This is a genomic window from Microbacterium sp. AG238 (genome assembly GCF_003610405.1).
Taxonomy (GTDB): Bacteria; Actinomycetota; Actinomycetes; order Actinomycetales; family Microbacteriaceae; genus Microbacterium.
The window spans coordinates 2,179,216-2,199,728 of record NZ_RAQC01000001.1; the positions used below are offsets into that span (position 1 = coordinate 2,179,216).

Sequence of the window (20,513 nt, forward strand, 5' to 3'; positions counted from 1 at the left end):
GTAAGCCGCGAGCGCGGTCAGCCGTCGAGGTCGAGGTAGACGGCGTCGGGATGCCGCTGCGGGATGCGGTCGAGGGCGTCGAGGTGCCCGCGGACGGTGTCGAGCTCGGCGCGCAGCTGCCGCGACCGGTCGGCCTGCGCGCGCACGACCGCCCGCGCCCGGTCCTCGAGATGCGCGGGGAGCGGGCCGAGCCCGGGGGGCGGGTGCCACGGGAGGGCGCCGGCGGGGTCGCCCATCAGCTCCGCCTCGAGCCCGTCGAGCAGGTCGGCCCACGTCATGCGGGCATCGCCTCCGCCGCGCCGTGCCACGCTTCGCGCAGCGGCGCGATGAGGTCGCGGCATTCGCGGGTACGCTCGGGGTCGCGCCCGATGTTCGCCCCGATGAGCGTGCGGGTGATGTAGTCGTACACCGTCCGGAGTGCCGCCGAGCCGCTCCAGCTGTCGTCGAGCGAGCCGGTCAGCTCGACGAGGATCCGCTGGGCGTGCTGCAGCTGATCGTTGGCGGTCTGCCAGTCCGCGGCGCGCTGCGCCGCCTCGCCGCGCTCGACGTCGAGCAGCAGCCGGTCGAACAGGAGCGTGACCAGGCGCGACGGGCTGGCCGAGAGGATCGTCTCTTCGCGGTAGCGCTGTTGGGCGCGCAGGGCGGCGTTCATTTGTTGCCCGTTCCCGACATCGCCGACAGCTGCGACTCGAGGTACGACGATTGGGTCTGCAGCCTCGAGAGCATGGTCTCCATCGCGGCGTAGGTCCGCTCGAGGGTCGCGCGTCTCTGCTCGAGCCGGAGGTCCCAGCGCGTCAGCTGCTCGCCGAGCATCTTCACCTCGGACTCCTGTCCGGTGATGCGTGCCGTGAGCAGACCGTCGTACTTGTCGGAGTAGCGGTCTGCGACATCCTGCACCCGCGCGGCGACGCCGGCGAAGACCTGCTGCACCCCGGCCGGATCGTCCGCCAGCGCCTTCGTGAACGCCTCCTCGTCGAAGGTCAACGCGCCCCAGCGGTCGACGCTCAGCCCCATGGTCGAGGGAGCGACCCCGTCGAGCGGCAGCTGCACCGCACCGGTGAGAGCCTGGTGGAGGGCGCGCACGGTGCTGTCGCCGGTGAAGACGCCCAGTCGGGTCTGCTCGCCGGGCGTCGTGGCGGTGGTCGCGGTCGACCCGCGGGCGATCCCCGCGAGCAGCGTGCCGATCTGGGTGACGAAGGCCTTCGCGGCCGCGGCGCTGCCGTCGGCGTCCGCGGCGACGGTCACCGACACCGGGGTGGCCGATGCGCGGGTCACCGACACGTCGACGCCGGCGAACAGCGACGTGAAGGTGTTGCTCGCCGAGGTCACGGTCTGCTCCGCGGCGGTTCCGGCCCACAGCCGTACCTGCGCGTCCGTGCCGACCGTCACGATCGCCGATGCGGGTTCCGAGGCGAGATCGCTCGCTGTGCCGGCAGCGACCGCGGCGGCGTCGCCGCGGAACACCTGGAACGCGTTCTCCGCGCCCGTCTCGGTGGCGGTGATCTGCAGGCGCCACAGCGCCTGGCCGTCGGCGTCGACCCCCGCCGACACCGCGGACGCCGTGATGCCGGTGCCGGCTGCGCTCAGCGCGTGCGCGATGTCCGCGGCCGCACCCGACGTCGGTCGGACCTCGACGGGCTTGCCGTCGGTGCCGACCACCGTGAAGACGAGCGGGTCGTCCGCGGCGGAGCCGAACGGCCCCGTGACGATGCTGTGGGCCGTGGCGACGCGGTCGACGACGACGTCGGCCCGGAGGACCGGCGCCCCCGCGGATGCCGTCACCGTCAGGCTGTCGTCCGAACTCGTCGCCTTCCGCTGCAGCAGGGCCGTCGGGCCGGCGGCATCCTTCGCCTTCGTCGCCAGCGACTGCAGCGACGCGTTCAGCGCCTGCAGCTGCGCGATGACGGCCTTGCGGTCGTCGGACTTGGCGCTGAGGATCGTGCGCGGCAGGCGCTCGACGTTCATGAGCGCGTCGATGATCGCCTTGGTGTCGAGTTTCGAGGCGAGGCCGTCGATCGAGATCGCCATCTGCCCGTCCTGTCGTTCATCCGTGCGGCCGCGTGCGCGCCGTCCGTTCGCTCTATCGGCCGCGCGGGCGCGAGCGTTAGCGGGACGGATGTCAGAGCGCGACGGATGCCGCGGGCGCGACGCCCCGGCCGCTGCGGGGCAGCATCGCGGTGATCCGGGCGAAGTAGGCCTCGCGTGTCTCGACCGACACGCGCGAGACGGGTTCGGCCTGTTCCTCGGCGACGAATCGTTCCAGCGCGTCGCGGAGCAGCCGGATGGCCTCGGCGCGCTGCTGCGAGACGGCGGAGTGCGAGACGCCGAGCTCGGCCGCGATCTCTTTGACGGGGCGCTCGTCGATGTAGACGGCCTGGACGATGGCGCGCATGCGCTCGGGCAGGGCCGCGACGGCACGTTCGAGCACCTCGCGCCGCTCACGGAGCACGGCGGCCTCGTCGGGCAGGACCATCGCGCTCGGCACCTCGAGCGCCGTGGCGTCGTCGATGCTCGTGACCGTGCGCGCGGCGTCGTCGAGGGCCTCGACGACTGCGGCGCGGGGCAGGCCCATGGTGGCCGCGATCTCGTCGACGCCGGCGACGCGGCCGAGGCGTGCGGTCAAGGTATCGCGTACGGCCGTCGTCTCTTTGATGCGCTTGCGGATGCCGCGCGACGCCCAGTCCATCGAACGCATCTCATCCGCGAACGCGCCGAGGATGCGCCGCCGCGCGTAGGCGCCGAAGGGGACGCCCAGAGCGGGGTCGAACGCGTCCGCGGCCGTGACGAGGGCCAGCGCTCCGACCGAGGCGAGCTCTTCCAACGGCACGTGCGTGGCCCGCGAGTGGAGATCGCGCGCCAGATAGCCCACGAGGGGCAGGTTCTCTTCGATGAGTCGATTGCGTTCCGCGTGACCGAGGATGTGCAAAGGGGGCCTCTTTCGTGGCGTGCACCCGCTCCCGCGGCCCGAATTCGCGGAAGCCGTCACGCCGGCTGAGGCCATCATAAGCAAAATGAGAAAGATCTCATACGGAATCCTGAGCAGAAGTAACGTGATCGACTCATGCGCCGATAGTCGAGGATGATCGCTTCAGAACGGTTCGTCAGAAGAGCGAGTCGTTCGATGCGGTCCATGGGGGGCTGCTCAGGTAAGGGGGAAACCGTGGGAGCCAACGAACTGTCGATGCAGCTGTGGCGCGAGCGAGAACTGCTCGAGATGCTGATCTTCAAACTCGAGGAGCAGCGTCTGCTGCTCGAAGCCGGGAACACCCGGTGGATCCATCTCGCGTCACGCGAGATCGAGCGCGTGCTCGAAGAACTGCGCGAGTCGGGCCTGGGCCGCGACGTCGAGGTCGCCGCGGTGGCACGCGAGTGGGGCGTCCCCGAAGCCGCCACACTCGCGGAGCTGCTCGACTCGGCGCCGACGGGCACCTGGCGCGACGTCTTCGCCGAGCATCGCGCCGCGCTCACCGAGCGCATGGCCGAGGTCTCGCAGCTGAAAGAGGCGAACGAGACGCACCTGCGCGCAGCCAGCCGCGCAGTCGACGAGACGCTCGCCGGGCTCGAATCCGGCACGGGCGAGTACACCACCGGCGGTGGGCGGGTCCGCGAGGACACCGCGCGCATCGTCGACAGGGAGATGTGAGGACGCAGATGTCGACATTCAGCGGGTTGGGAACGGCGGCGAGCGCGCTCGCCGCCGCGCGTCGCGGCATGGATCTCGCGGGGCAGAACGTCGCCAACCAGCTGACACCCGGTTACACGCGGCAGCGCCTCGAGACCTCCGCCGTCGCGCCCCCGGCGGGCTCGACGCGCTTCGGGCCGGTCGCCGGCCAGGGCGTCGCCGTCGACGGGATCGCGCGCCTGGGCGATGCCGTGCTCGACGCGCGAGTGCGAGACACCCTCGCGGCATCCGGGTACTGGTCCGCGCGGGCGCAGGCCGCGGTGCGCGCCGAGGCGTCGCTCGCCGAGCCGGGCAAGAACGGTCTGGCCGATCAGCTCTCACAGCTGTGGACCGCGTGGCAAGACCTGTCGAATGCTCCGGACTCCACCGCGGCGGCGGCTGCGGTGGTGACACGGGGCGAGACGCTCGTGGCACGCATCGCCGACGGCTACCGTTCCGTCGCCGAGCAGTGGTCGTCGGCGCGCGACGCCGCCGAGTTGACGGTCGATCAGATCAACGCCGCCGCGGCCGAGATCGCCGAGCTCAATGCCGGCATCCGCGAGGTCGGCGTCGCGGGCGGTTCCGCGAACGAGCTCATCGACCGACGGAACCTGCTCGCGCAGACGGTCGCGCGGCTCTCCGGTGCCGTCGGCACGGTCGAATCCGACGGCACCCTCACCCTGCGGGTCGATGGGAACGCCCTCGTATCGGGCACGCGCGCTCGCGAGCTGGACGTCACCGGACCCCGATCGATCGGCGTGGGTGAGCCGGTCGTACTCGCTTGGCGTGAGCCCGGCGCCCCGCCGGTCGGCGTCTCGAGCGGGGAACTGGCCGGCACCCTGTCCGTGCTCGCGCCCGCGGAGTCCGGGGGAGTACTGGCCGGGCTCGCGGCCTCGTACAACGAGCTCGCGAGCTCTCTCGCGGCGACCGTGAACGCCCAGCACCGTCTCGGGTCGACCGCATCGGGAGCGCCGGGCGGCGACTTCTTCGCCGTCGCAGCCGGTGCGCCCGCCGCGCTCGGACTCAGCGTCGTGCCCCGGGGCCGCGACGAACTGGCGATCGCCGCTCCCGGCGCCGGAGCCCTCGACGGCGGCAACGCCGACGCCCTCTCCGGCATCGGGAAGAGGTCCGACGGACCCGATGCGCTCTGGAGCGACGTCGTGTCGCGTCTCGCGGTCGCGACATCCGCCGAGTCGGGACGGGCGGCGCGCGCCGAGACGACGGCGGTCGCCGCCGCGGCGGCCCAGCAGTCGGTCGCAGGAGTCGACAACGACGAGGAGACCATGAGCCTGCTGACGTATCAGACCGCCTACCAGGCGGCCGCCCGCGTCCTCACCGCCGTCGACGAAGCCCTCGACGTCCTCATCAACCGCACCGGCCTCGTCGGCCGCTGACACCCGGAGCGCCATGATCAGCCGAGTCACGTCGCAGACGCTCGCCCAGTCCGCCCTGCGCAATCTGCAATCGGGTCTGAGCGACCTCGCCCGCCTCCAGAACCAGGCGACCTCGCAGCGGGCGTTCGCCGCTCCGTCCGACGATCCGGCCGCGGCGGCAGCCGCCCTCGACCTCCACGCCGCGCAGCGCCGGAACGACCAGTACGCGCGCAACATCGGCGACGGTCTCACGTGGGTGACGACCGTCGACAACGCCATCTCGGCGTCGACGTCGCTGCTCGGGCGAGCGCGAGACCTGACGCTGCGCGGTGCCAACTCCGGGGCGCTCGACGCCAACGCCCGCGAGGCGATCGCGCTCGAGCTCGAGACCATCGCCGACGAGCTGCTCGCTCAGGCGAACACCACGCTGCTCGGACGGTCGGTGTTCGCCGGGACCGCGGAAGGCAGCGCCTTCGGGCCCGACTTCGCCTTTGCGGGGGTGCCGGGCAGCGAGGTGCGCCGACGTGTCGCCGACGGCGAGACGGTGCGGGTCGACGCGAGCGGCGCCGAGGTGTTCGGCTCGGGCGAGGACTCGGTCTTCGCGCTGATCGGATCGATCGTCGCCGATCTGCGCGGCGGAGCGGACGTGCGCGGCCGCATCGACCAGATCGATGACCGCATGAACGCGATGCTGGGGGTGCAGGGCACGGTGGGGGCGAGGCAGAATCAGATCATGCGAGCCAAAGACGCGGCGGCCGACGCGACGGTGTCTCTCGAAGCCCAGCGCGCGGCGATCGAAGACATCGACACCGTCGAGGTGCTCGTCGCCCTGAAGTCGCAGGAGCTCGTCTACCAGTCCGCCCTGGCCGTCACCGCCCGGGTGATGCAGCCGACGCTGATGGACTTCCTCCGATGAGCGCTCTCGAGTTCGTGACGCCCCCGCCGGGACTGTCACCGCACACGTCGTTCTCCCTCGACGAGGTCGAGGGCGGCGGCGGGCTGTTCACGCTGACGGCCGCCGACGATCCCAGGGTGCGGCTGTTCGCCGTCGATCCCGGAGCGGTCGTCGACGATTATTCGCCCACGCTCTCCGACGCGCACGTCGCCGACCTCGGACTCGCCGAGTCGGCCGACGCCCGCGTGCTCGTGGTGGCTCGGATGACGGATGAGGGCATCGGGGTCAATCTCCTCGCGCCCGTCGTGATCAACCGCCGTACCGGCGTCGCCGCCCAGGTCATCCTCGAGGGCCAGGATCTGCCCGTCCGGGCTCTGCTGAGCTGAGCCGCGCTCAAGCCACGGCGCGCGCGAGCGGCGTCGCCGACACGTCCGCATCCGCGTCGATCGCGGCGAGGTAACGCGGCTTGTGGCCCGTGCGGATGCCGGTCGCGCTCGGCTTGTTCTCATAGACGCCCGCCGCCCAGTTGCCCTCGACGAGCACGGGGCCGGTCGGCGAGACAGCGATGTCCCAGCCGACGTAGCGCACCTGCGGCACGACGCGCGCGAGCCGGTCGACGAAGTCGAGCACCTCGTCGAACATCGGCAGGCGGAAGTCGGCGATGCGGATGCCGCTGTCGGGATGCGTCGGGTACACGCGGTCGTTCGAGTCGTAGCCGTCGCCCGTCGCCCGGCCGGTCTCGTCGAGCATCGCGTAGAAGCCGCCGAAGGCGTTCTGGTCGCTCACGGCGCCGCGGCCGAACTTCTGCGCCATGGCGAGCACGTGCGTGCGCTCGCCATCGAAGTACGTCGTGACGCGCGTCGTGTTGACGGTGCCGGCGCAGAGGGCCGCGAGCTCGTCGTGCTGGCGGATGACCTCTTCGACGAGCGTCTCGCCGCGCTCGAGCAGTCCGCGGTGGAAACGGGTCCAGTCGGTGACGTCGCGGGCGAGGTAGCGGTGCACGCCGAGGCCCGCCCGGCCCAACGGCTCCTTCGTCACGATCGTGCCGTGCCGCAGCGCGAAGGCGCGCACATCGTCGGCGTTGTCGTCGGTGACGACCAGCCACTCGCGCTGCAGATGCGGCGCGAAGGTGTCGTTGAAGGCGATCTTGTCGTGGAAGAGATGACGGTATGCCGGATCGTCGAACCGCACCGCGAGGCGGTGCGAGACGGGGCTGGTCATGTAGGTCGCGCGCTCGGCACGGGTGAGCATCGCGAAGTCGTAGTCGATGTAGTCCTGGAACCCGACACCGCGCACTCCGGCCTGCCAGAGCATGTCGACGACGACGCCGAGCGTGCTGCGGCCGTGCCGCTGCCCGGCCCGCCGCGCGCGGGCGACGAGGCTGCTCGGGTTCACGCGTCGCGCCCGTTCCCACAGGAAGGGGAGGCCGGGCGTGAGGGTTCGGGGGGATGTCATCGGGTTCCTCGTCAGTTCTCTCAGGCGCGTTCCCGCGGTGCGCCCGCGACGGCGATGGGTCCTGCGTCGGGCGGCGCAGGACCCACCGTCGCGAGGCTTACCGGAGCAGCTGGAGCACGCCCTGGTTGGCCTGGTTCGCCTGCGCGAGCATGGCGGTGCCCGCCTGCGACAGGATGTTCGCCGCGGTGTACTTGACCATCTCGGCCGCCATGTCGGTGTCGCGGATGCGGCTGTTGGCCGCCGACAGGTTCTCCGCCGACACGTTCAGGCTGTTGATGGCCGACTCGAAGCGGTTCTGCGAGGCACCGAGGCTCGACCGGGCGGTCGAGACAGCGTTGATCGCCGCGTCGATGTTGTCAACGGTGCCGCGTGCGGCCTCGTTGTCGGTGATCACGAAGCCGGCGCCGACGGCGGTGCCGTCAGCGGAGGCGAGCGTTCCGACCGCGGTCGCGACGTTCGCCAGGTTGATCGTGATCGCGTCGTTCTCGGTGCCGCCCGCGCCGACCTGGAACGTCAGGTCGCCGCCCTTGAGCAGGTCGATGCCGTTGAAGTTGGTCGACTCGGCGATACGGCGCAGCTCGAGGCTGAGCTCGCCCGCCTCCTTCGAGATGGCGGCGCGCGAGTTGTCGTTGTTCGAGCCGTTGCCGCCCTGGACAGCCAGGTCGCGCATGCGCTGGAGGATCGAGTGGACCTCCGTCAGGGCGCCTTCAGCGGTCTGGATGACCGAGATGCCGTCCTGAGCGTTGCGCGAAGCCACGTTGAGCCCGTTGACCTGAGACTTCAGGCCCTCCGAGATCGCGAGGCCGGCGGCGTCGTCCGCGGCGCGGTTGATGCGCAGACCGCTCGAGAGCTTCTCGAGCGACTTCGACACATCGTTCTGCGTGCTGGACAGGTTGCGGTACGCGTTGAGCGCGCCCACGTTGGTGGCGATCTGCATTCCCATGGTTCATTCCTCCGTGATTGGGATGAGCGGAAGCCCGTCCTGGGCTCCCGGAGTCCGTCCGTGGACTCCTGGATGCCTCTATCGGCCACCTCGGCGGATCGGTTAGGCGGGTACGCTGACCCGGTGAGCCTGCTCGATATCCGTGGTGCCGCGCTGCGGCGTTCCGGGCGCGAACTGTGGAGCGGACTCGACCTCACGGTCGAGCCGGGCGAGCTCATCGCGGTCCTCGGGCCGAGCGGCTCGGGCAAGACGACGTTGCTGCGGGCCATCCTCGGGCTCGAGCGCCTGAGCGAGGGGTCGATCACGGCCCTCGGCCGGCCGGTCAAACACAAGGGCAACCGGTCGATCGGTTACCTGCCGCAGGCCCGCCCGCTGCCGCGCGACACCGCGCTGCGCGCCCGCGACCTCATCGCGCTCGGCGTCGACGGTCACCGGTTCGGTCTGCCGCTTCCGCGCAAGCGCGACCGCGAGCGCGTCGACCGCCTCCTCGACGGCGTCGGCGCCACGGCGTTCGCCGACCGTCCCGTCGGCGTGCTCTCGGGTGGCGAGCAGCAGCGCCTGCGCGTCGGTCAGGCTCTCGCCGACGACCCACAGCTGCTGCTGTGCGACGAACCGCTCACGAGCCTCGACCTGGCGAACCAGCAAGCCGTCGTCGGTCTCATCGACCAGCACCGACGGTCGGGCGCCGGCGTGCTGCTGGTGACGCACGACATCAACCCGGTGCTCGGCAAGGTCGACCGCATCCTCTACATCGCGAACGGCCGGTTCACGCTCGGCACCCCGAAGGACGTGCTGACCTCGCCCGTGCTCACCGACCTGTACGGCGCGCCGGTCTTCGTGCTGCGGGCGGGCGATCGTCTGGTCGTCGTCGGCGCCCCCGACGCCGACGCCTCGCACCATCACCACGACCACGGAGACCACGCATGAACTGGGGCGACATCGGCGACGCGATGTTCGGCGGGCTCCCCGTCTACGGCGACATCCTCGCTCTCGTGCAGAACTCCGTCTGGGCGGGAGCCGTCCTCGGCCTCGTCGGCGGCCTCATCGGAGTGTTCGTGCTGCAGCGCGACATGGCCTTCGCCGTCCACGGCATCAGCGAGCTCTCGTTCGCGGGCGCGGCGGCGGCCCTGCTGATCGGCGTCGATGTCGTCACGGGGTCGATCGTCGGGTCGATGATCGCCGCCGCCCTCATCGGGTGGCTCGGCTCGCGGGCACGCGACCGCAACTCGATCATCGGCGTGCTCATGCCGTTCGGCCTGGGCCTCGGCATCCTCTTCCTCTCGCTCTACGACGGCCGCAGCGCCAACCGGTTCAGCCTGCTGACCGGGCAGATCGTCTCGGTGCAGTCGGGGCAGCTCGGATGGCTCATCGGCATCGGCGCGTTCGTGCTCATCGCCCTGCTCCTGATCTGGCGCCCGCTGCGCTTCGATTCGCTCGATCCGCAGTCGGCCGCGGCGCGCGGGGTGCCCACAGTGGCCGTGTCGCTCGGGTTCATGCTGCTGCTCGGCCTCATCGTCGCCGTCGCCGTGCACATCATCGGTGCGCTGCTGGTCATGGCGCTGCTCGTGACCCCCGCCGCCGCGGCGGTGCGTGTGGCGACGGGTCCCCTCGCGGTACCGCTGCTGGCGGCCCTGTTCGGCGTGGTGTCGGCCGTCGGCGGCATCCTGCTCGCGGTCGCCGGAACGCTTCCGGTGAGCCCCTACATCACCACCATCTCGTTCACGATCTACCTGGTGTGCCGCATCGTCGGCGCCCGCCGCGGCAGAGTGCTCCGCACCCAGCCGACGCCGAGGCGCGCCGAGTAGACTCGCCGCCATGGCTCAGCGGAACACCTGGCAGCGCGAGCGCGTGCGCACGGCGCTGTCCGACGCCCGCGGTTTCGTCTCGGCCCAGGACCTCCACGCGTCGCTGCGCGACGACAACACCGGCATCGGATTGGCAACGGTCTACCGCGCCCTCGCGACCCTGGCCGCCTCCGGCGAGGCCGACCAGCTGCAGAGCCCCGAGGGCGAGGCCATCTACCGGGCCTGCTCGAGCGACGGTCACCACCATCACCTGATCTGCCGCTCGTGCGGACTCACCGTCGAGATCCAGGCGTCCGACGTCGAGGAGTGGGCTCACCGCACCGCCGCCGCCAACGGCTTCACGCAGGCCGAGCACATCGTCGACATCTTCGGCGTCTGCGCCGCGTGCTCCGCAGCCCGAGCCGATGAGAAGCGTGGCGGCGCCTAAGACCGCACGGCTCGCGCCATCTCCCGCGACGCGTTCGGCCGTCGCGCTCGGGATCGGTGCGGCCGTCGTCGCTGTGCTCGTCGCCATCGCCGCACTCGCACCGGGGCCGTCGCTGCCGACCCGCGCGCAGGACGGCGTCACGCTCGGACTGAGCGTCCTCATCGAGTCGTTGCCGTTCGTCCTGCTCGGCGTCGCGCTGTCGATCATCGTTCAGGTCTGGGTGCCGCCGGGCGTCATCGAACGCTGGATGCCGCGCCGCGCGTGGGCCCGTCGCGCCGTGCTGTCGCTGCTCGGCATGCTCATCCCCGTCTGCGAGTGCGGCAACCTGCCCTTCGCGCGCGGGCTCATGATCCGCGGCTTCTCGGTTCCCGAGACGATGACGTTCCTCATCGCGGCGCCCATCGTGAACCCGATCGTCATCATCACGACCCACCAGGCGTTCGGCTTCGACGACGGCATCCTGATCGCGCGTCTGCTGGGCGGGTACGCGGTCGCGAACCTCATCGGCTGGTTGTACTCGCGTCATCCCGATCCCGACGGCCTGCTGACCGATCGGTTCCTCGCGGCCTGCGAGCTCGCGGCCGAGGACCCGGGCGGAAAGGGACGCCGCAGTCTCGCGCAGTTCGTGGTCGAGCTGCGGGCGGTGATGCCCGCGCTGATCCTCGGCTCGGCGATCGCCGGCGCCGTGCAGGTGCTGGTGCCGCGCGATACCTTGCTCGCGATCGGCTCGAACCCGGCGCTGTCGATCCTCGCGATGATCCTGCTCGCGATGATCGTGTCGATCTGCTCGAACGTCGACTCGTTCTTCGCGCTGTCGTTCGCCTCGACCTTCACGCCCGGCTCGATCGTGGCGTTCCTGCTCGTCGGTCCGCTCGTCGACGTGAAGATGCTCGCGCTCATGCGCACGACGTTCCGCTCGCGCGTGCTGGTCGCGCTCGTCGTGATCGTCGTGCTCTTCGCGATCGCCGTGGGAGGGATGGTGAATCTCCTTGCCTAAGTCATCGGCTCTGCTGACCCGGCTGTTCGGCGTCGGGCTCGCCGCCGCGCTCGCGGCCATCACGGTCACCCTCGCCCTCACGGGGCGTATCGGGCTCTACATCAACCCCGAATCGGCGTGGTTCGCCGTCGGGATGTCGGTGCTCGGCCTCATCGGCACCGTCGTGAGCTTCGCGCTGCCGCTCGGGGCCGAGGCCGACCACGGGCACGACCACGGTGAGCTGCACGGGCACGGCGACCTGCACGGCCACGGCGCCGGGCACACACACGAGCACGAGCACCAGCACGCGCATGAGTCCGCGCACGAGTCCGCGCACCAGGACGCACCGCCGACCAGCCGTCGCGCAGCCCGCGCCGCGGTCCTCGCCGGACCCGATACCGCCGCCCTCGCCGGCGACACGGCCGCGCCGGGTGCTGCCGTCACGCCCGTGCGCCCTCGCCCTGACTGGCGGCTCGTGCTGGGTTCCGCTGCTGCGGGAACGGGTGGGCTGCTCGCGACCGGCATCGTGGCCGTGGTGCTCGTGACGCCGCCGGCGACGCTGTCGGCCGAGCTCGCCATGTCGCGCGACACCGGAACGCCGCCGCTCTTCCAGGGTGCCGACACGGTCGCCCTCGCGACGACGGGCGACACGTCGTCGTTCGGTGTCGGCGAGTGGGCGAGCGTCTTCGCGACGGCGACGAACCCGGAGGCGTTCGAGGGTGACGAGATCAGCCTGACCGGCTTCGTCACGCCGTCGAGCTCGGGGGGCTTCGGGCTGACCCGGCTCGTCATCACCCACTGCGTCATCGACGCGCAGCCCGCGAGCATCCCGATCGGCGACGCCTCCGACGTCCCCGCGACGGGGGAGTGGGTCACGGTCACGGGCGTCATCCGAGACCGCGACGGTGCGCTCGTCGTCGAGGCCACCGGGGTGCAGACCGTCGGCGAGCCCGAGGACCCGTATGAGTACTGAGGATACGGACGGGATGTCGCGGCGAGGACGGTCGCGCGAGCGGCGGTCGCGGCGCTTCGTCGTCGCGATGGCGGCGGCCGTGGGCGCTCTCGCTCTCGTGGGTGCGGCCGGCGGCGTCCTGACGACGGTGCAGGGACCGCGTGCGACGTCGACGAGCGTCGATCCGCAGGCCGGCATCGAGTCCGCGGGGTCGCGCCTGATCATCACCACGACGCAGTCGCTCGAAGAGGTCGATCCCGCGCAGGTGCACATCGAGCCGGCGGCGGACTTCACCGTCGACACGTCGGGGCGACAGATCGGCATCCGCTTCACCCTGCCGCTGCGCGATGCGACCGACTACACCGTGCGGGTCGACGGGGTCCAGGGGCTGGGCGGGGGACCGGCGGCCACGCTCGAGGAGTCGTTCTCGACGCCGGCGCTGGAGACCTACATCCTGCAGCGCGGTGGTGCCGAAGACACCATCTTCCGCACGGGACTCGACGGCGCGAACGCGGTGCCCGTGTTCGCGGATCCGCACATCGAGGACTTCCGGGCGACGTCGACGCATCTCGCGATCGTGACGGCTGACGACGAGGGCGTCTCGACGCTGATCGTCACGGATCGCGACGGCGAGGGGGCGCGCGAGCTCGCCCTGCCCGGACGCGGGTTCGTCACCAACCTGCAGACCGCCGATCGCGGCGATCTGATCGGCTACACGTACACCGACGCGGGTATCGGCTCGTCGGGTGGTCTCGAGAGCGCGCTGTTCACGGCGTCGCTCACGGAGGCCAGCGCTGACGACGAGCCGGCGCAGCTGCAGTTCGCGGGCGGCGACGCGCGCGTCGACGACTGGCGGTTCGTGCCGGGGACGGATGCCGTGCTGCTGCTCGGCTTCGACGGCGCGTTGACCCTCGTGTCCGCTGCGGGCGGTGAACCGGTGTCGCTCGGCAATGCGATCACGATCGACGGCATCGCCCGCGGGTCGACGGAGGCCATCGTGCAGCGCGCGACCGGGCTCGTGGCGATCGATCTGGCGACGGCGGAGGAGCGGCCGCTGAGCGCCGCGGATGCCGCTGCCGGTGAGACCCAGTCGGTCACGGCGCTGCCGGGTGACGCCGACCAGACGCTGCGCGTGCTCTCCCGCCTCGACGGGTTCACGGTGCTGTCGACCTCGGCTGCCGTCGTCGGCGCCGACGGGGCCACGCGTGACGTGTTCACCGTCGCGCCGGACGACCTGCTGCTGCACACGTGTGTCTCACCGAGCAGCCGCTACGCGGCGTTCCTCATCGCCCCCGACGCGGTCTCGAATCCGTATGACGCCTACGCGCTGCCGTTGCCCGAGCGAGTGCAGACCCACATCGTCGACCTCGGCACGGGCGAGGAGGTGTCGGTGCTCAGCGGATTCGACATCTCGTGGTGCCAGAACGCGCCACGGCCGTGAGCGTCGGCGGGGGTGGGGTTCCCGTCGGGTTCCACCTGGCGACGCGTGAGGAGCTCGCGGAACTTCCGGTGCACGTCGCGCCGCGGCTGCTCGGCGGTCTGCTCGAGGTCGCGGTCGACGGTGCACGGGTCGTGGCCCGGCTGACCGAGGTCGAGGCGTACCACGGGCGCGACACGGGCGATCTGCCCGATCCCGGATCGCACGCGCGCATGGGGCAGACCGCACGCAATGCCACGATGTGGGGCGAACCGGGGCATCTGTACGTGTACCTCAGTCACGGCATCCATTCGTGTGTCAACGTCGTCTGCGGCCCCGCGGGCGTCGCCGGCGGTGTGCTGCTGCGCGCCGCGGAGATCGTCGATGGTGCGGATGTCGCGCAGGTGAGGCGCGCTGCGGCCCGCACGCCGCGCGACCTCGCCCGCGGCCCCGGACGGCTCGGTCAGGCCATCGGCCTCCGATATCCCGCCCACGACGGCATCGACGCGGTCGCGGGCGTCGAGCGCGCCGGCGCCACGGCCCGCCTCTATCTTCCGGATGTCACGGAGCCGGAGGTCGTGGCCGGCCCGCGTGTGGGCGTCGCCGGCGTCGCGGGAACGGACGCGTTCCCCTGGAGGTTCTGGATCGCCGGTGACCCGACGGTCTCGCCGTTCCGGTGGGGCCGCGGCGCCGCAGAAGCCGCTTCGCGCGCCCGCTGCCGCGCGCGCGCTGCCGCGCGCCCGCTGCCGCGCGCCCGGCGACGACCCGACGCGAATGGTCGTGTCAGCACCGGATAAGGCGCCGTTCGCGTCGGTTCGCGCGGCAGGGGAGGGGGAGGGGGCTGTCAGTCCCAGCGGGTGACGACCGTGAGGTCGTCGGCGACGGCCCCTGCGCGACGAGACCTCGCGAGGAGAGCGAGCGAATCCGGGCTGTCGACGAAGTGCAGTGTGCACGGGCCGACGACCCGCTGCCAGTCGTCGGCGAACGCGCGGATCCGCGGTCCCGCCATGCCGAACGCCGCAGGCACCGGCAGGAACTGCGAGCCGACCGAACCGCTCGACGATCCGGTCCGGGCCGCGCGCCACAGCAGCCACCGCACGATCGGTGTCCGCCCGCCGGCATCCACCTGAAGGAGGAATCGCGGTGTCTTCACCGGGCCGAGCAGTTCCGCCATCGCGGCGGCGAACACGCGCTGCTCATCGAGGGAAGCGTGCGTCAGTCGCAGTTCCAGATGTTGGATGCCGCTGGCACCCGCCGGCCGCGCGACGACCACCTCTGGCGTCGCGGCGTCGCGGAGGCGTCCCGATCGTTGCAATGCCGCCACGACCACGCCGGCCATCCGCCGGTACAGTTCCGGAGCGTCCGCGTGTGCGCGCCGGGCGAGCCACCAGGCCCGAGCGACGGGAGCCCCCGCGGTCAGGGCCCCGATCAGGGCCGCCGCGCCGGCGACGGGGCCCGCGAGTCCCAGCGCCCCGGCCCCGCCGACGATCATGAGAGCGAGCCCGATGACGGCGACGACGCCTGCTGCCGCTGTGCCGACACCGAGCGCGGCATCCGCTCGGAGGCGCGTCCGGAACGTCGGAGCGTTCACGCGCCGCACGACCAGCGCATCCGTCGACTCTCGATCGAGGTAGTCATCGCCGATACGCCAGAGGGCGCGCGTGTGCTCCCGCGGATCGACGACCGTCAGTGCATCGAGCGCGTGCGCCGATGGCCGCGGGCCCGCCGCGATCAGGCGGCGCTGATCGGACGTCAACACCCCGGCGAGCCCGCGGACGATGCGCTCCGGATCGTCGCGGTGCACACCCCACAGCCGCTCGTGCTTGCGGCGCAGCCGCGACAGGTCGGGCGCGGCGAAGATGGGCGACTCGGGCGGGAGCATCGCCGTCACGGTCCAGATGTGCGCGACCTTCTCCGGCCAGCCCGGATCCAGGCGCAGCGCGCGGCCCCGCAGCTGCTGCGTCGCGGGAGCCGTCGCCACCGACGACAGATCGATGAGCGTGTTCACGGCGGGGCAGTCCCACCCTTCGCCGAACAGTCCGCGCGTTCCGACGATGACATCGAGCTCGCCCCGCGCCAGAAGGATCGAGGCGGCTCGGACGAATCCTGCAGCACCGACGCCGGGCGCGGAGATCTCCGACACCGCCGGACTCTCCGCGACAGCGACCGCCGTCACCTCGATGCCGAGCGCTGCCGACCAGGCGGCTGACAGCGTCGCGGCGTGGCGCGTCGCGATGCGCGTCGTCGATCCGGTCACCAGCACGCAGCGCAGGTCGGCGGTCGCGGCATCCGTTGCGACGACGTCGAAGGTCCGCACTGCGCCAGCCCGGCCGATCAGCCCGCCGTGTCGATTGCCGTGCTCGCTGAAGTCCGACACGACGAGCGCGCGCAGGCGAGGCCCGATCCGATCGCGCTCGAGCCGGAGGATGTCGCAGACCGCACGGTCCTTCGACAGTGACGAGGCCAGCATCGTGTCGATCGGGTCGCGCGTGCGGCGCAGGCCCCGATCAGTCAGCGAGAACCCGAAGTCGGCGAGGGCCGCCCGGATCCGCTCCCATCGCTCGCGTGCCGACGGGTCGGGCAGGATGCGGTCGAGCGCGAAGCGTCCCAGCAGGCGCAGCGCCTCCTCCGTCGTCGGCGGTCGCCGCGCTGCGAGCGGGAGATGGGCGACGAGCGGATGGTCGGGATGGACGGTGGCGAGCATCGCGGCGGCCGCCTCGGCCGCCGCGAAGTCGTCGGCGAACGCGCGCGACAGTCGGATGTCGACATCCGTCCCGCTCTCGTCCGTCGCGCGGCGTGCCGGCGGGGCCGGCGGCGGAGCGAGGGCCCGGGCCGACGACCCGGCTGCCGTGCCGGATACGGCGGCGCCCGTCCCGGCGGCAGCCGCGTCGCCGTGATCGGCCGCGGCATCCGGTGCCGGCTGGAGCATCCTCACCAGGTGGTCGGCCCCGTCGCCGCGCGTGAAGGTCGAGCGGATGAGGACACCGAGGCCGGTCGCCGCGCCCGAGAGGAACGCGAGCTCGTCCGTCGACGGTTCCACGAACCGCACGTGCTCACGATACGGAGCGAGGTTCCCCTCGCGGACGACCGCGGGGATCGGCACCTCGTAGTCCACGCCGCCCAGCAGCGACGTGTAGTTGTCGTAGGCGTTGCCGTCGTCGGGCGAGGGGAGCGTCGCCGTCAGGCCGATGACGAGCGGAGCCCGCCCCGCAGCGCGAAGGCGTGTCACGAGCGCCGCGACCACGAGCGCCCAGTGGTCGAGCAGGTGGTGGCATTCGTCGAGCACGACCGTGTCGACACCGTGCTCGACGAGGCGCTCGATCAGCGCGCGGGCGTTGGGATGCAGCGCTCGCGACAGCGCATCCGGATCCTCCTGGGCGATGCGGCGCCGCAGGGTGCGGGAGCGCCGGGCGATGCCCGCGGCATAGGCGCGACGGTTGCCCGAGCGCAGAGCGTCGAGCCAGGCGGATGCCGCATCCGTCGACCGTCCGTCCGTCTCGAGCTCACGCAGCCAGCGGTCGTGAGCCACGGCCGCGAGGGGGTTCTCGCCGTCGAGCACGCTCAGCGACTGGTAGGTCAGCGCCGTCAGCGAGGCCGGCGCATCACTCGTGGTCGAGACCTCGGCGGCGACGGGCGCGAGGCGCCGCGCCTCGACCGCCCACTGGTCGCGGATGGTGATCGTCGGGGCGAGGACGAGGGTCCGCCGCCCCCGCCGCATCGCGAGCAGAAGGCCGAGCAGGGTCTTGCCCGAGCCCGGGGGAGCCACGACGTGGAGCGGCCCCGGGGCGTCCGCGTCGACACGTTCGAGCGCGTCCGCCTGGTAGTGCCGCAGCCTCCCGTCGAACCGCCACCGCCGGAGGGGAGCATCGACCTCCGACGACATAGCGGCAGTATGTCAGACCGGCAGGGAGCGGCATCCCCGGCCAGCGGAACCCGTGCGCGGTCAAGGCGACACGCCGTCGCGTGCTAGACTGACTGTTTGTCTGCGCGCACTCCAGCACGCAGTACGTACCCACTCCCCATCACAGGCCCGAAACGGCTGGATGAGGCGCGGGTGCAGACAAGGGATCTTGGGTGGCACCGTCCGGTGTCACGGTACTAAGGAGAATCACTATGGCAGCAGTGTGCCAGGTGACCGGAGCAGTTCCCGGCTTCGGTCACAACATCTCGCACTCGCACCGCCGGACGAAGCGTCGCTTCGACCCGAACGTGCAGAAGAAGACCTACTACGTTCCCTCGCTCGGTCGCAAGATCACGCTGAACGTGTCGGCTAAGGGCATCAAGGTCATCGACGCCCGCGGCATCGAGTCGGTCGTCAAGGACCTCATCGCGAAGGGTGTGAAGCTCTAATGGCGAAGAAGGCTCAGGACGTACGTCCGATCATCAAGCTCCGTTCGACCGCTGGTACGGGGTACACCTACGTGACGCGTAAGAACCGTCGCAACAACCCCGACCGCATCGTGCTGAAGAAGTACGACCCGGTGATCCGCAAGCACGTCGAATTCCGAGAGGAGCGCTGATCTCATGGCTAAGAAGAGCAAGATCGCGCGCAACAACCAGCGTGAAGAGGTCGTCGCCCGTTACGCCGAGAAGCGTGCCGAGCTGAAGAAGACCCTCGTCGACCCGAACGCGACCGACGAGGCCCGCGAGGCCGCCCGCGTCGGTCTGCAGAAGCTGCCGCGCAACGCGTCGCCGGTTCGCGTCCGCAAGCGCGACGCCATCGACGGTCGCCCCCGTGGCCACCTCTCGAAGTTCGGCATCTCGCGCGTCCGCTTCCGCGACATGGCGCACAAGGGCGAGCTGCCCGGTGTGACCAAGTCGAGCTGGTAAGCCGCCTGCATCACAGCACCGAAGCCCCCGTCCCGATTCCTCGGGCCGGGGGCTTCGTCGTTTCCGCGCTCGGCCCTGGCTGGCGAGCGGGATCGCCCGGCTCGATCGTGCCGTCCACAGGCTCAGCCACGCGCGGGCGCTCCGCTGCAGCGAATGGACCCCGCTGAGCCTGTGTTCGGCACACCGCCCGGCGTCGGTTCGCTCGGCCGTCCGGGCGTTGGCTCGGCGCGCAGGGCGTTGGACCAACCCGGGTTGACCGTGCCGTCGACAGGCCAGGCCGGCGAGAGCTGCTGGCCGAACCCCCAGGTCGGCCCTGAGCCTGTGTTCGGGACGGGTCGTCGCGACTGCGACTGCGACTACGGTCGGAGGATGGACATGAGCTCGATGATCATGGGCGGCGCGATCGCGTCGGTGATGTGGATCGTCTTCGTGCCGTGGTCGAAGCTCCGGCGGCTGCGCGAACTCGACGAGCGCGCCGAGCGCCCGGACGGAGACTGACTGTGCCGTTGGATCCCTTCTTCGCCGAACGGCTGCGCACCCACCGCCGCTATCTCCTGCGGCAGGCATGGCGATCGGTCACATCAGCGGTGGCAGAGCGGATGCCGCGACCGCGTCGATCTCCCGCCGCCGACGGGGTGCCGGGCACGGCCCCCGCCGCGACGGCCACCCCCGCGAGGGCCACCCCCGCGCCGGCCGCCTCCGCAGCGACTCCCGTGCCCGCCCCGGCCCCGGCCCCCGCCCCGGCGAAGTCCGGCGCCAAGCGCCCCCTCACCCCGCGCGAGCGTCACCGCAGGGCCGCGCTCGCCTGGGACCGCCAGGAGCTCCGTACGGTGGGCGCGCCCGGCCCCGCGATCGAGACGTCCGAGCACATCGTGCCGGTCGCCGGCCACCCCGACGTGCGCGTCCGGGTCTACCGCCCCACCGCCCTCGTCGAGGGCGAGGCCGCGCCCGCGTGCCTCGTGTTCGGCGGCGGAGCCTTCCGCATCGGCGGCATCGACTACCCGACGGCGGATGCCGCGTGCCGACGCCGTGCCGAGGCATCCGGTGTCGTGCTGATCGCGGTCGATTACTCGCTCGCGCCCGAGCATCGCTATCCGACTCAGATCGAGCAGGCGTACGCCGCGTGGGAGTGGGTGCACGACCAGGCGGCGGTCCTCGGGATCGATCCCGACCGGATCGGGATCTCGGGGGCGTCGGCGGGCGGCAACATCGCCGCCGTCCTGACGCTGATGAACCGCGACCGCGCGCGGCTGCCTGTCGCCGTCCAGATCCTCGAGGTGCCCGTGACCGACCTCACGGGGCGCTTCATCGACCTGCGTGCGACGTACGCCCTCGGCATCCCGGCTTTCATCGCTCTGCGTGAGCTCGTTTCGGTCGCCCGCACCTATCTCGGCGATCGAGCGCGGGCGCACGAGTCGTACGCATCGCCGATGCGTGCCGATTCGCTCGCCGACCTACCGCCGGCGGTGATCCTGACCGCCGAGTACGACCCGCTGCGCGGAGACGGCGCGGCCTACGCCGCGAGGCTCCGCCGCGCCGGAGTAGAGGCCAGCGCAACCCGGTATCTCGGTGTCACGCACGACACCCCGATCTTCGTCGGGGCGCTTCCCGCGGCGCGCCGCTGGGAGGCCGAGGTCGTCGCGGCACTGCGCCGGATCTGACCGTCGCTGCAGCTGCCGCGACCCCGATCAGACGTCACATTCGCCCCACACGCCCCGAAAACGGGCGACACGCCGGGTGAAAGCATCCCTGGATGCCGGTAAATCCGCGAAATTCCGC

Annotated in this window: 23 protein-coding genes; 16 read left to right on the forward strand and 7 right to left on the reverse strand. The window is 71.6% G+C overall.

The genetic code is table 11. The features are described 5' to 3' along the window. Positions 1-17: 17 nt before the first annotated feature. The 4 genes from DEU36_RS10215 to DEU36_RS10230 form a co-directional block, all read right to left on the reverse strand. Complete coding sequence (locus tag DEU36_RS10215; RefSeq protein WP_120264053.1) at positions 18-278, reverse strand: hypothetical protein; 261 nt, start codon at positions 276-278, stop codon at positions 18-20. Beyond that, entirely contained in the window at positions 275-652 is a 378-nt protein-coding gene (gene fliS / locus DEU36_RS10220) for a flagellar export chaperone FliS (protein WP_120264054.1), read from the reverse strand. Before fliS ends, DEU36_RS10215 begins: the two co-directional genes overlap by 4 nt. Continuing rightward, entirely contained in the window at positions 649-2,028 is a 1,380-nt protein-coding gene (fliD, locus tag DEU36_RS10225; RefSeq protein ID WP_120264055.1) for a flagellar filament capping protein FliD, read from the reverse strand. Before fliD ends, fliS begins: the two co-directional genes overlap by 4 nt. A gap of 91 nt (positions 2,029-2,119) precedes the next feature. Then, positions 2,120-2,926 carry a sigma-70 family RNA polymerase sigma factor gene (locus DEU36_RS10230; RefSeq protein WP_259455302.1) on the reverse strand — a complete coding sequence of 269 codons (807 nt, stop codon included), beginning with the start codon at positions 2,924-2,926 and terminating at the stop codon, positions 2,120-2,122. A 234-nt stretch (positions 2,927-3,160) separates the two neighbouring features. Here DEU36_RS10230 and flgN point away from each other — a divergent pair, with 234 nt between their 5' ends. From flgN to DEU36_RS10250, 4 genes are read left to right on the forward strand one after another with little or no spacing between them, the layout of a single operon-like run. Beyond that, positions 3,161-3,643 (forward strand): flagellar export chaperone FlgN, encoded by a 483-nt coding sequence (gene flgN / locus DEU36_RS10235; protein WP_120264056.1) that lies wholly within the window; start codon positions 3,161-3,163, stop codon positions 3,641-3,643. A gap of 8 nt (positions 3,644-3,651) precedes the next feature. After that, positions 3,652-5,055 (forward strand): flagellar hook-associated protein FlgK, encoded by a 1,404-nt coding sequence (flgK, locus tag DEU36_RS10240; protein WP_120264057.1) that lies wholly within the window; start codon positions 3,652-3,654, stop codon positions 5,053-5,055. 13 nt (positions 5,056-5,068) lie between these two features. After that, entirely contained in the window at positions 5,069-5,950 is an 882-nt protein-coding gene (flgL, locus tag DEU36_RS10245; RefSeq protein WP_120264058.1) for a flagellar hook-associated protein FlgL, read from the forward strand. After that, positions 5,947-6,315: a flagellar assembly protein FliW gene (locus DEU36_RS10250; protein WP_120264059.1), complete on the forward strand. Its 369-nt coding sequence runs from the start codon at positions 5,947-5,949 to the stop codon at positions 6,313-6,315. Before flgL ends, DEU36_RS10250 begins: the two co-directional genes overlap by 4 nt. A 7-nt stretch (positions 6,316-6,322) precedes the next feature. Here the strand turns inward: DEU36_RS10250 and DEU36_RS10255 are convergent, their stop codons facing one another. Together DEU36_RS10255 and DEU36_RS10260 are read right to left on the reverse strand one after the other, a co-directional pair. After that, on the reverse strand, positions 6,323-7,384 hold the full coding sequence (locus tag DEU36_RS10255) for a sugar-transfer associated ATP-grasp domain-containing protein (RefSeq protein ID WP_120264060.1): 1,062 nt from the start codon (positions 7,382-7,384) through the stop codon (positions 6,323-6,325). Between the two features lie 97 nt (positions 7,385-7,481). Further along, the gene (locus DEU36_RS10260) at positions 7,482-8,327 is read right to left on the reverse strand and encodes a flagellin (RefSeq protein ID WP_120264061.1); all 846 of its coding nucleotides are present in this window, start codon (positions 8,325-8,327) and stop codon (positions 7,482-7,484) included. 72 nt (positions 8,328-8,399) lie between these two features. On the opposite strand from DEU36_RS10260, the gene DEU36_RS10265 reads away from it, so the two are divergent. The 7 genes from DEU36_RS10265 to DEU36_RS10295 are packed head-to-tail and all read left to right on the forward strand — an operon-like array spanning position 8,400 to position 14,701. Next, complete coding sequence (locus DEU36_RS10265; protein ID WP_120264486.1) at positions 8,400-9,254, forward strand: metal ABC transporter ATP-binding protein; 855 nt, start codon at positions 8,400-8,402, stop codon at positions 9,252-9,254. Beyond that, entirely contained in the window at positions 9,251-10,132 is an 882-nt protein-coding gene (locus tag DEU36_RS10270) for a metal ABC transporter permease (protein WP_120264062.1), read from the forward strand. The genes DEU36_RS10265 and DEU36_RS10270 overlap by 4 nt, the downstream gene beginning before the upstream one ends. A 10-nt stretch (positions 10,133-10,142) precedes the next feature. After that, entirely contained in the window at positions 10,143-10,559 is a 417-nt protein-coding gene (locus tag DEU36_RS10275; RefSeq protein ID WP_120264063.1) for a Fur family transcriptional regulator, read from the forward strand. Continuing rightward, positions 10,537-11,556, forward strand: coding sequence for a permease (locus DEU36_RS10280; protein ID WP_120264064.1), 1,020 nt, complete (start codon positions 10,537-10,539; stop codon positions 11,554-11,556). Before DEU36_RS10275 ends, DEU36_RS10280 begins: the two co-directional genes overlap by 23 nt. Further along, entirely contained in the window at positions 11,549-12,508 is a 960-nt protein-coding gene (locus DEU36_RS10285; protein WP_120264065.1) for a DUF1980 domain-containing protein, read from the forward strand. Before DEU36_RS10280 ends, DEU36_RS10285 begins: the two co-directional genes overlap by 8 nt. Continuing rightward, positions 12,498-13,928, forward strand: a complete 1,431-nt coding sequence (locus DEU36_RS10290; protein WP_120264066.1) for a hypothetical protein — start codon at positions 12,498-12,500, stop codon at positions 13,926-13,928. Before DEU36_RS10285 ends, DEU36_RS10290 begins: the two co-directional genes overlap by 11 nt. 35 nt (positions 13,929-13,963) lie before the next feature. After that, the gene (locus DEU36_RS10295) at positions 13,964-14,701 is read left to right on the forward strand and encodes a DNA-3-methyladenine glycosylase (RefSeq protein ID WP_120264487.1); all 738 of its coding nucleotides are present in this window, start codon (positions 13,964-13,966) and stop codon (positions 14,699-14,701) included. A 47-nt stretch (positions 14,702-14,748) separates the two neighbouring features. Here DEU36_RS10295 and DEU36_RS10300 read toward each other — a convergent pair whose 3' ends face one another. Further along, positions 14,749-17,787, reverse strand: coding sequence for a DEAD/DEAH box helicase family protein (locus tag DEU36_RS10300; protein WP_120264067.1), 3,039 nt, complete (start codon positions 17,785-17,787; stop codon positions 14,749-14,751). 230 nt (positions 17,788-18,017) lie between these two features. On the opposite strand from DEU36_RS10300, the gene rpmB reads away from it, so the two are divergent. The 5 genes from rpmB (at position 18,018) to DEU36_RS10320 (ending at position 20,395) form a co-directional block, all read left to right on the forward strand. After that, positions 18,018-18,254, forward strand: coding sequence for a 50S ribosomal protein L28 (gene rpmB, locus DEU36_RS10305; RefSeq protein ID WP_005051771.1), 237 nt, complete (start codon positions 18,018-18,020; stop codon positions 18,252-18,254). Further along, positions 18,254-18,424: a 50S ribosomal protein L33 gene (rpmG, locus tag DEU36_RS10310; protein WP_005051772.1), complete on the forward strand. Its 171-nt coding sequence runs from the start codon at positions 18,254-18,256 to the stop codon at positions 18,422-18,424. The genes rpmB and rpmG overlap by 1 nt, the downstream gene beginning before the upstream one ends. Before the next feature lie 4 nt (positions 18,425-18,428). Further along, positions 18,429-18,734, forward strand: a complete 306-nt coding sequence (gene rpsN / locus DEU36_RS10315) for a 30S ribosomal protein S14 (protein WP_023953697.1) — start codon at positions 18,429-18,431, stop codon at positions 18,732-18,734. Between the two features lie 375 nt (positions 18,735-19,109). Continuing rightward, complete coding sequence (locus tag DEU36_RS16320) at positions 19,110-19,232, forward strand: hypothetical protein (protein WP_259455303.1); 123 nt, start codon at positions 19,110-19,112, stop codon at positions 19,230-19,232. Between the two features lie 2 nt (positions 19,233-19,234). Continuing rightward, entirely contained in the window at positions 19,235-20,395 is a 1,161-nt protein-coding gene (locus tag DEU36_RS10320; RefSeq protein ID WP_120264068.1) for an alpha/beta hydrolase, read from the forward strand. The last annotated feature ends 118 nt before the right edge of the window (positions 20,396-20,513 follow it).

Coding starts and splice junctions, on each gene's coding strand:
- DEU36_RS10215 (WP_120264053.1), bottom strand. CDS start 278: ATGACGTGGGCCGACCTGCTCGACGGGCTCGAGGCGGAGCTGATGGGC.
- fliS (WP_120264054.1), bottom strand. CDS start 652: ATGAACGCCGCCCTGCGCGCCCAACAGCGCTACCGCGAAGAGACGATC.
- fliD (WP_120264055.1), bottom strand. CDS start 2,028: ATGGCGATCTCGATCGACGGCCTCGCCTCGAAACTCGACACCAAGGCG.
- flgK (WP_120264057.1), top strand. CDS start 3,652: ATGTCGACATTCAGCGGGTTGGGAACGGCGGCGAGCGCGCTCGCCGCC.
- flgL (WP_120264058.1), top strand. CDS start 5,069: ATGATCAGCCGAGTCACGTCGCAGACGCTCGCCCAGTCCGCCCTGCGC.
- DEU36_RS10250 (WP_120264059.1), top strand. CDS start 5,947: ATGAGCGCTCTCGAGTTCGTGACGCCCCCGCCGGGACTGTCACCGCAC.
- DEU36_RS10255 (WP_120264060.1), bottom strand. CDS start 7,384: ATGACATCCCCCCGAACCCTCACGCCCGGCCTCCCCTTCCTGTGGGAA.
- DEU36_RS10260 (WP_120264061.1), bottom strand. CDS start 8,327: ATGGGAATGCAGATCGCCACCAACGTGGGCGCGCTCAACGCGTACCGC.
- DEU36_RS10265 (WP_120264486.1), top strand. CDS start 8,400: ATGCCTCTATCGGCCACCTCGGCGGATCGGTTAGGCGGGTACGCTGAC.
- DEU36_RS10270 (WP_120264062.1), top strand. CDS start 9,251: ATGAACTGGGGCGACATCGGCGACGCGATGTTCGGCGGGCTCCCCGTC.
- DEU36_RS10275 (WP_120264063.1), top strand. CDS start 10,143: ATGGCTCAGCGGAACACCTGGCAGCGCGAGCGCGTGCGCACGGCGCTG.
- DEU36_RS10280 (WP_120264064.1), top strand. CDS start 10,537: ATGAGAAGCGTGGCGGCGCCTAAGACCGCACGGCTCGCGCCATCTCCC.
- DEU36_RS10290 (WP_120264066.1), top strand. CDS start 12,498: ATGAGTACTGAGGATACGGACGGGATGTCGCGGCGAGGACGGTCGCGC.
- DEU36_RS10300 (WP_120264067.1), bottom strand. CDS start 17,787: ATGTCGTCGGAGGTCGATGCTCCCCTCCGGCGGTGGCGGTTCGACGGG.
- rpmB (WP_005051771.1), top strand. CDS start 18,018: ATGGCAGCAGTGTGCCAGGTGACCGGAGCAGTTCCCGGCTTCGGTCAC.
- rpmG (WP_005051772.1), top strand. CDS start 18,254: ATGGCGAAGAAGGCTCAGGACGTACGTCCGATCATCAAGCTCCGTTCG.
- rpsN (WP_023953697.1), top strand. CDS start 18,429: ATGGCTAAGAAGAGCAAGATCGCGCGCAACAACCAGCGTGAAGAGGTC.
- DEU36_RS16320 (WP_259455303.1), top strand. CDS start 19,110: ATGAGCTCGATGATCATGGGCGGCGCGATCGCGTCGGTGATGTGGATC.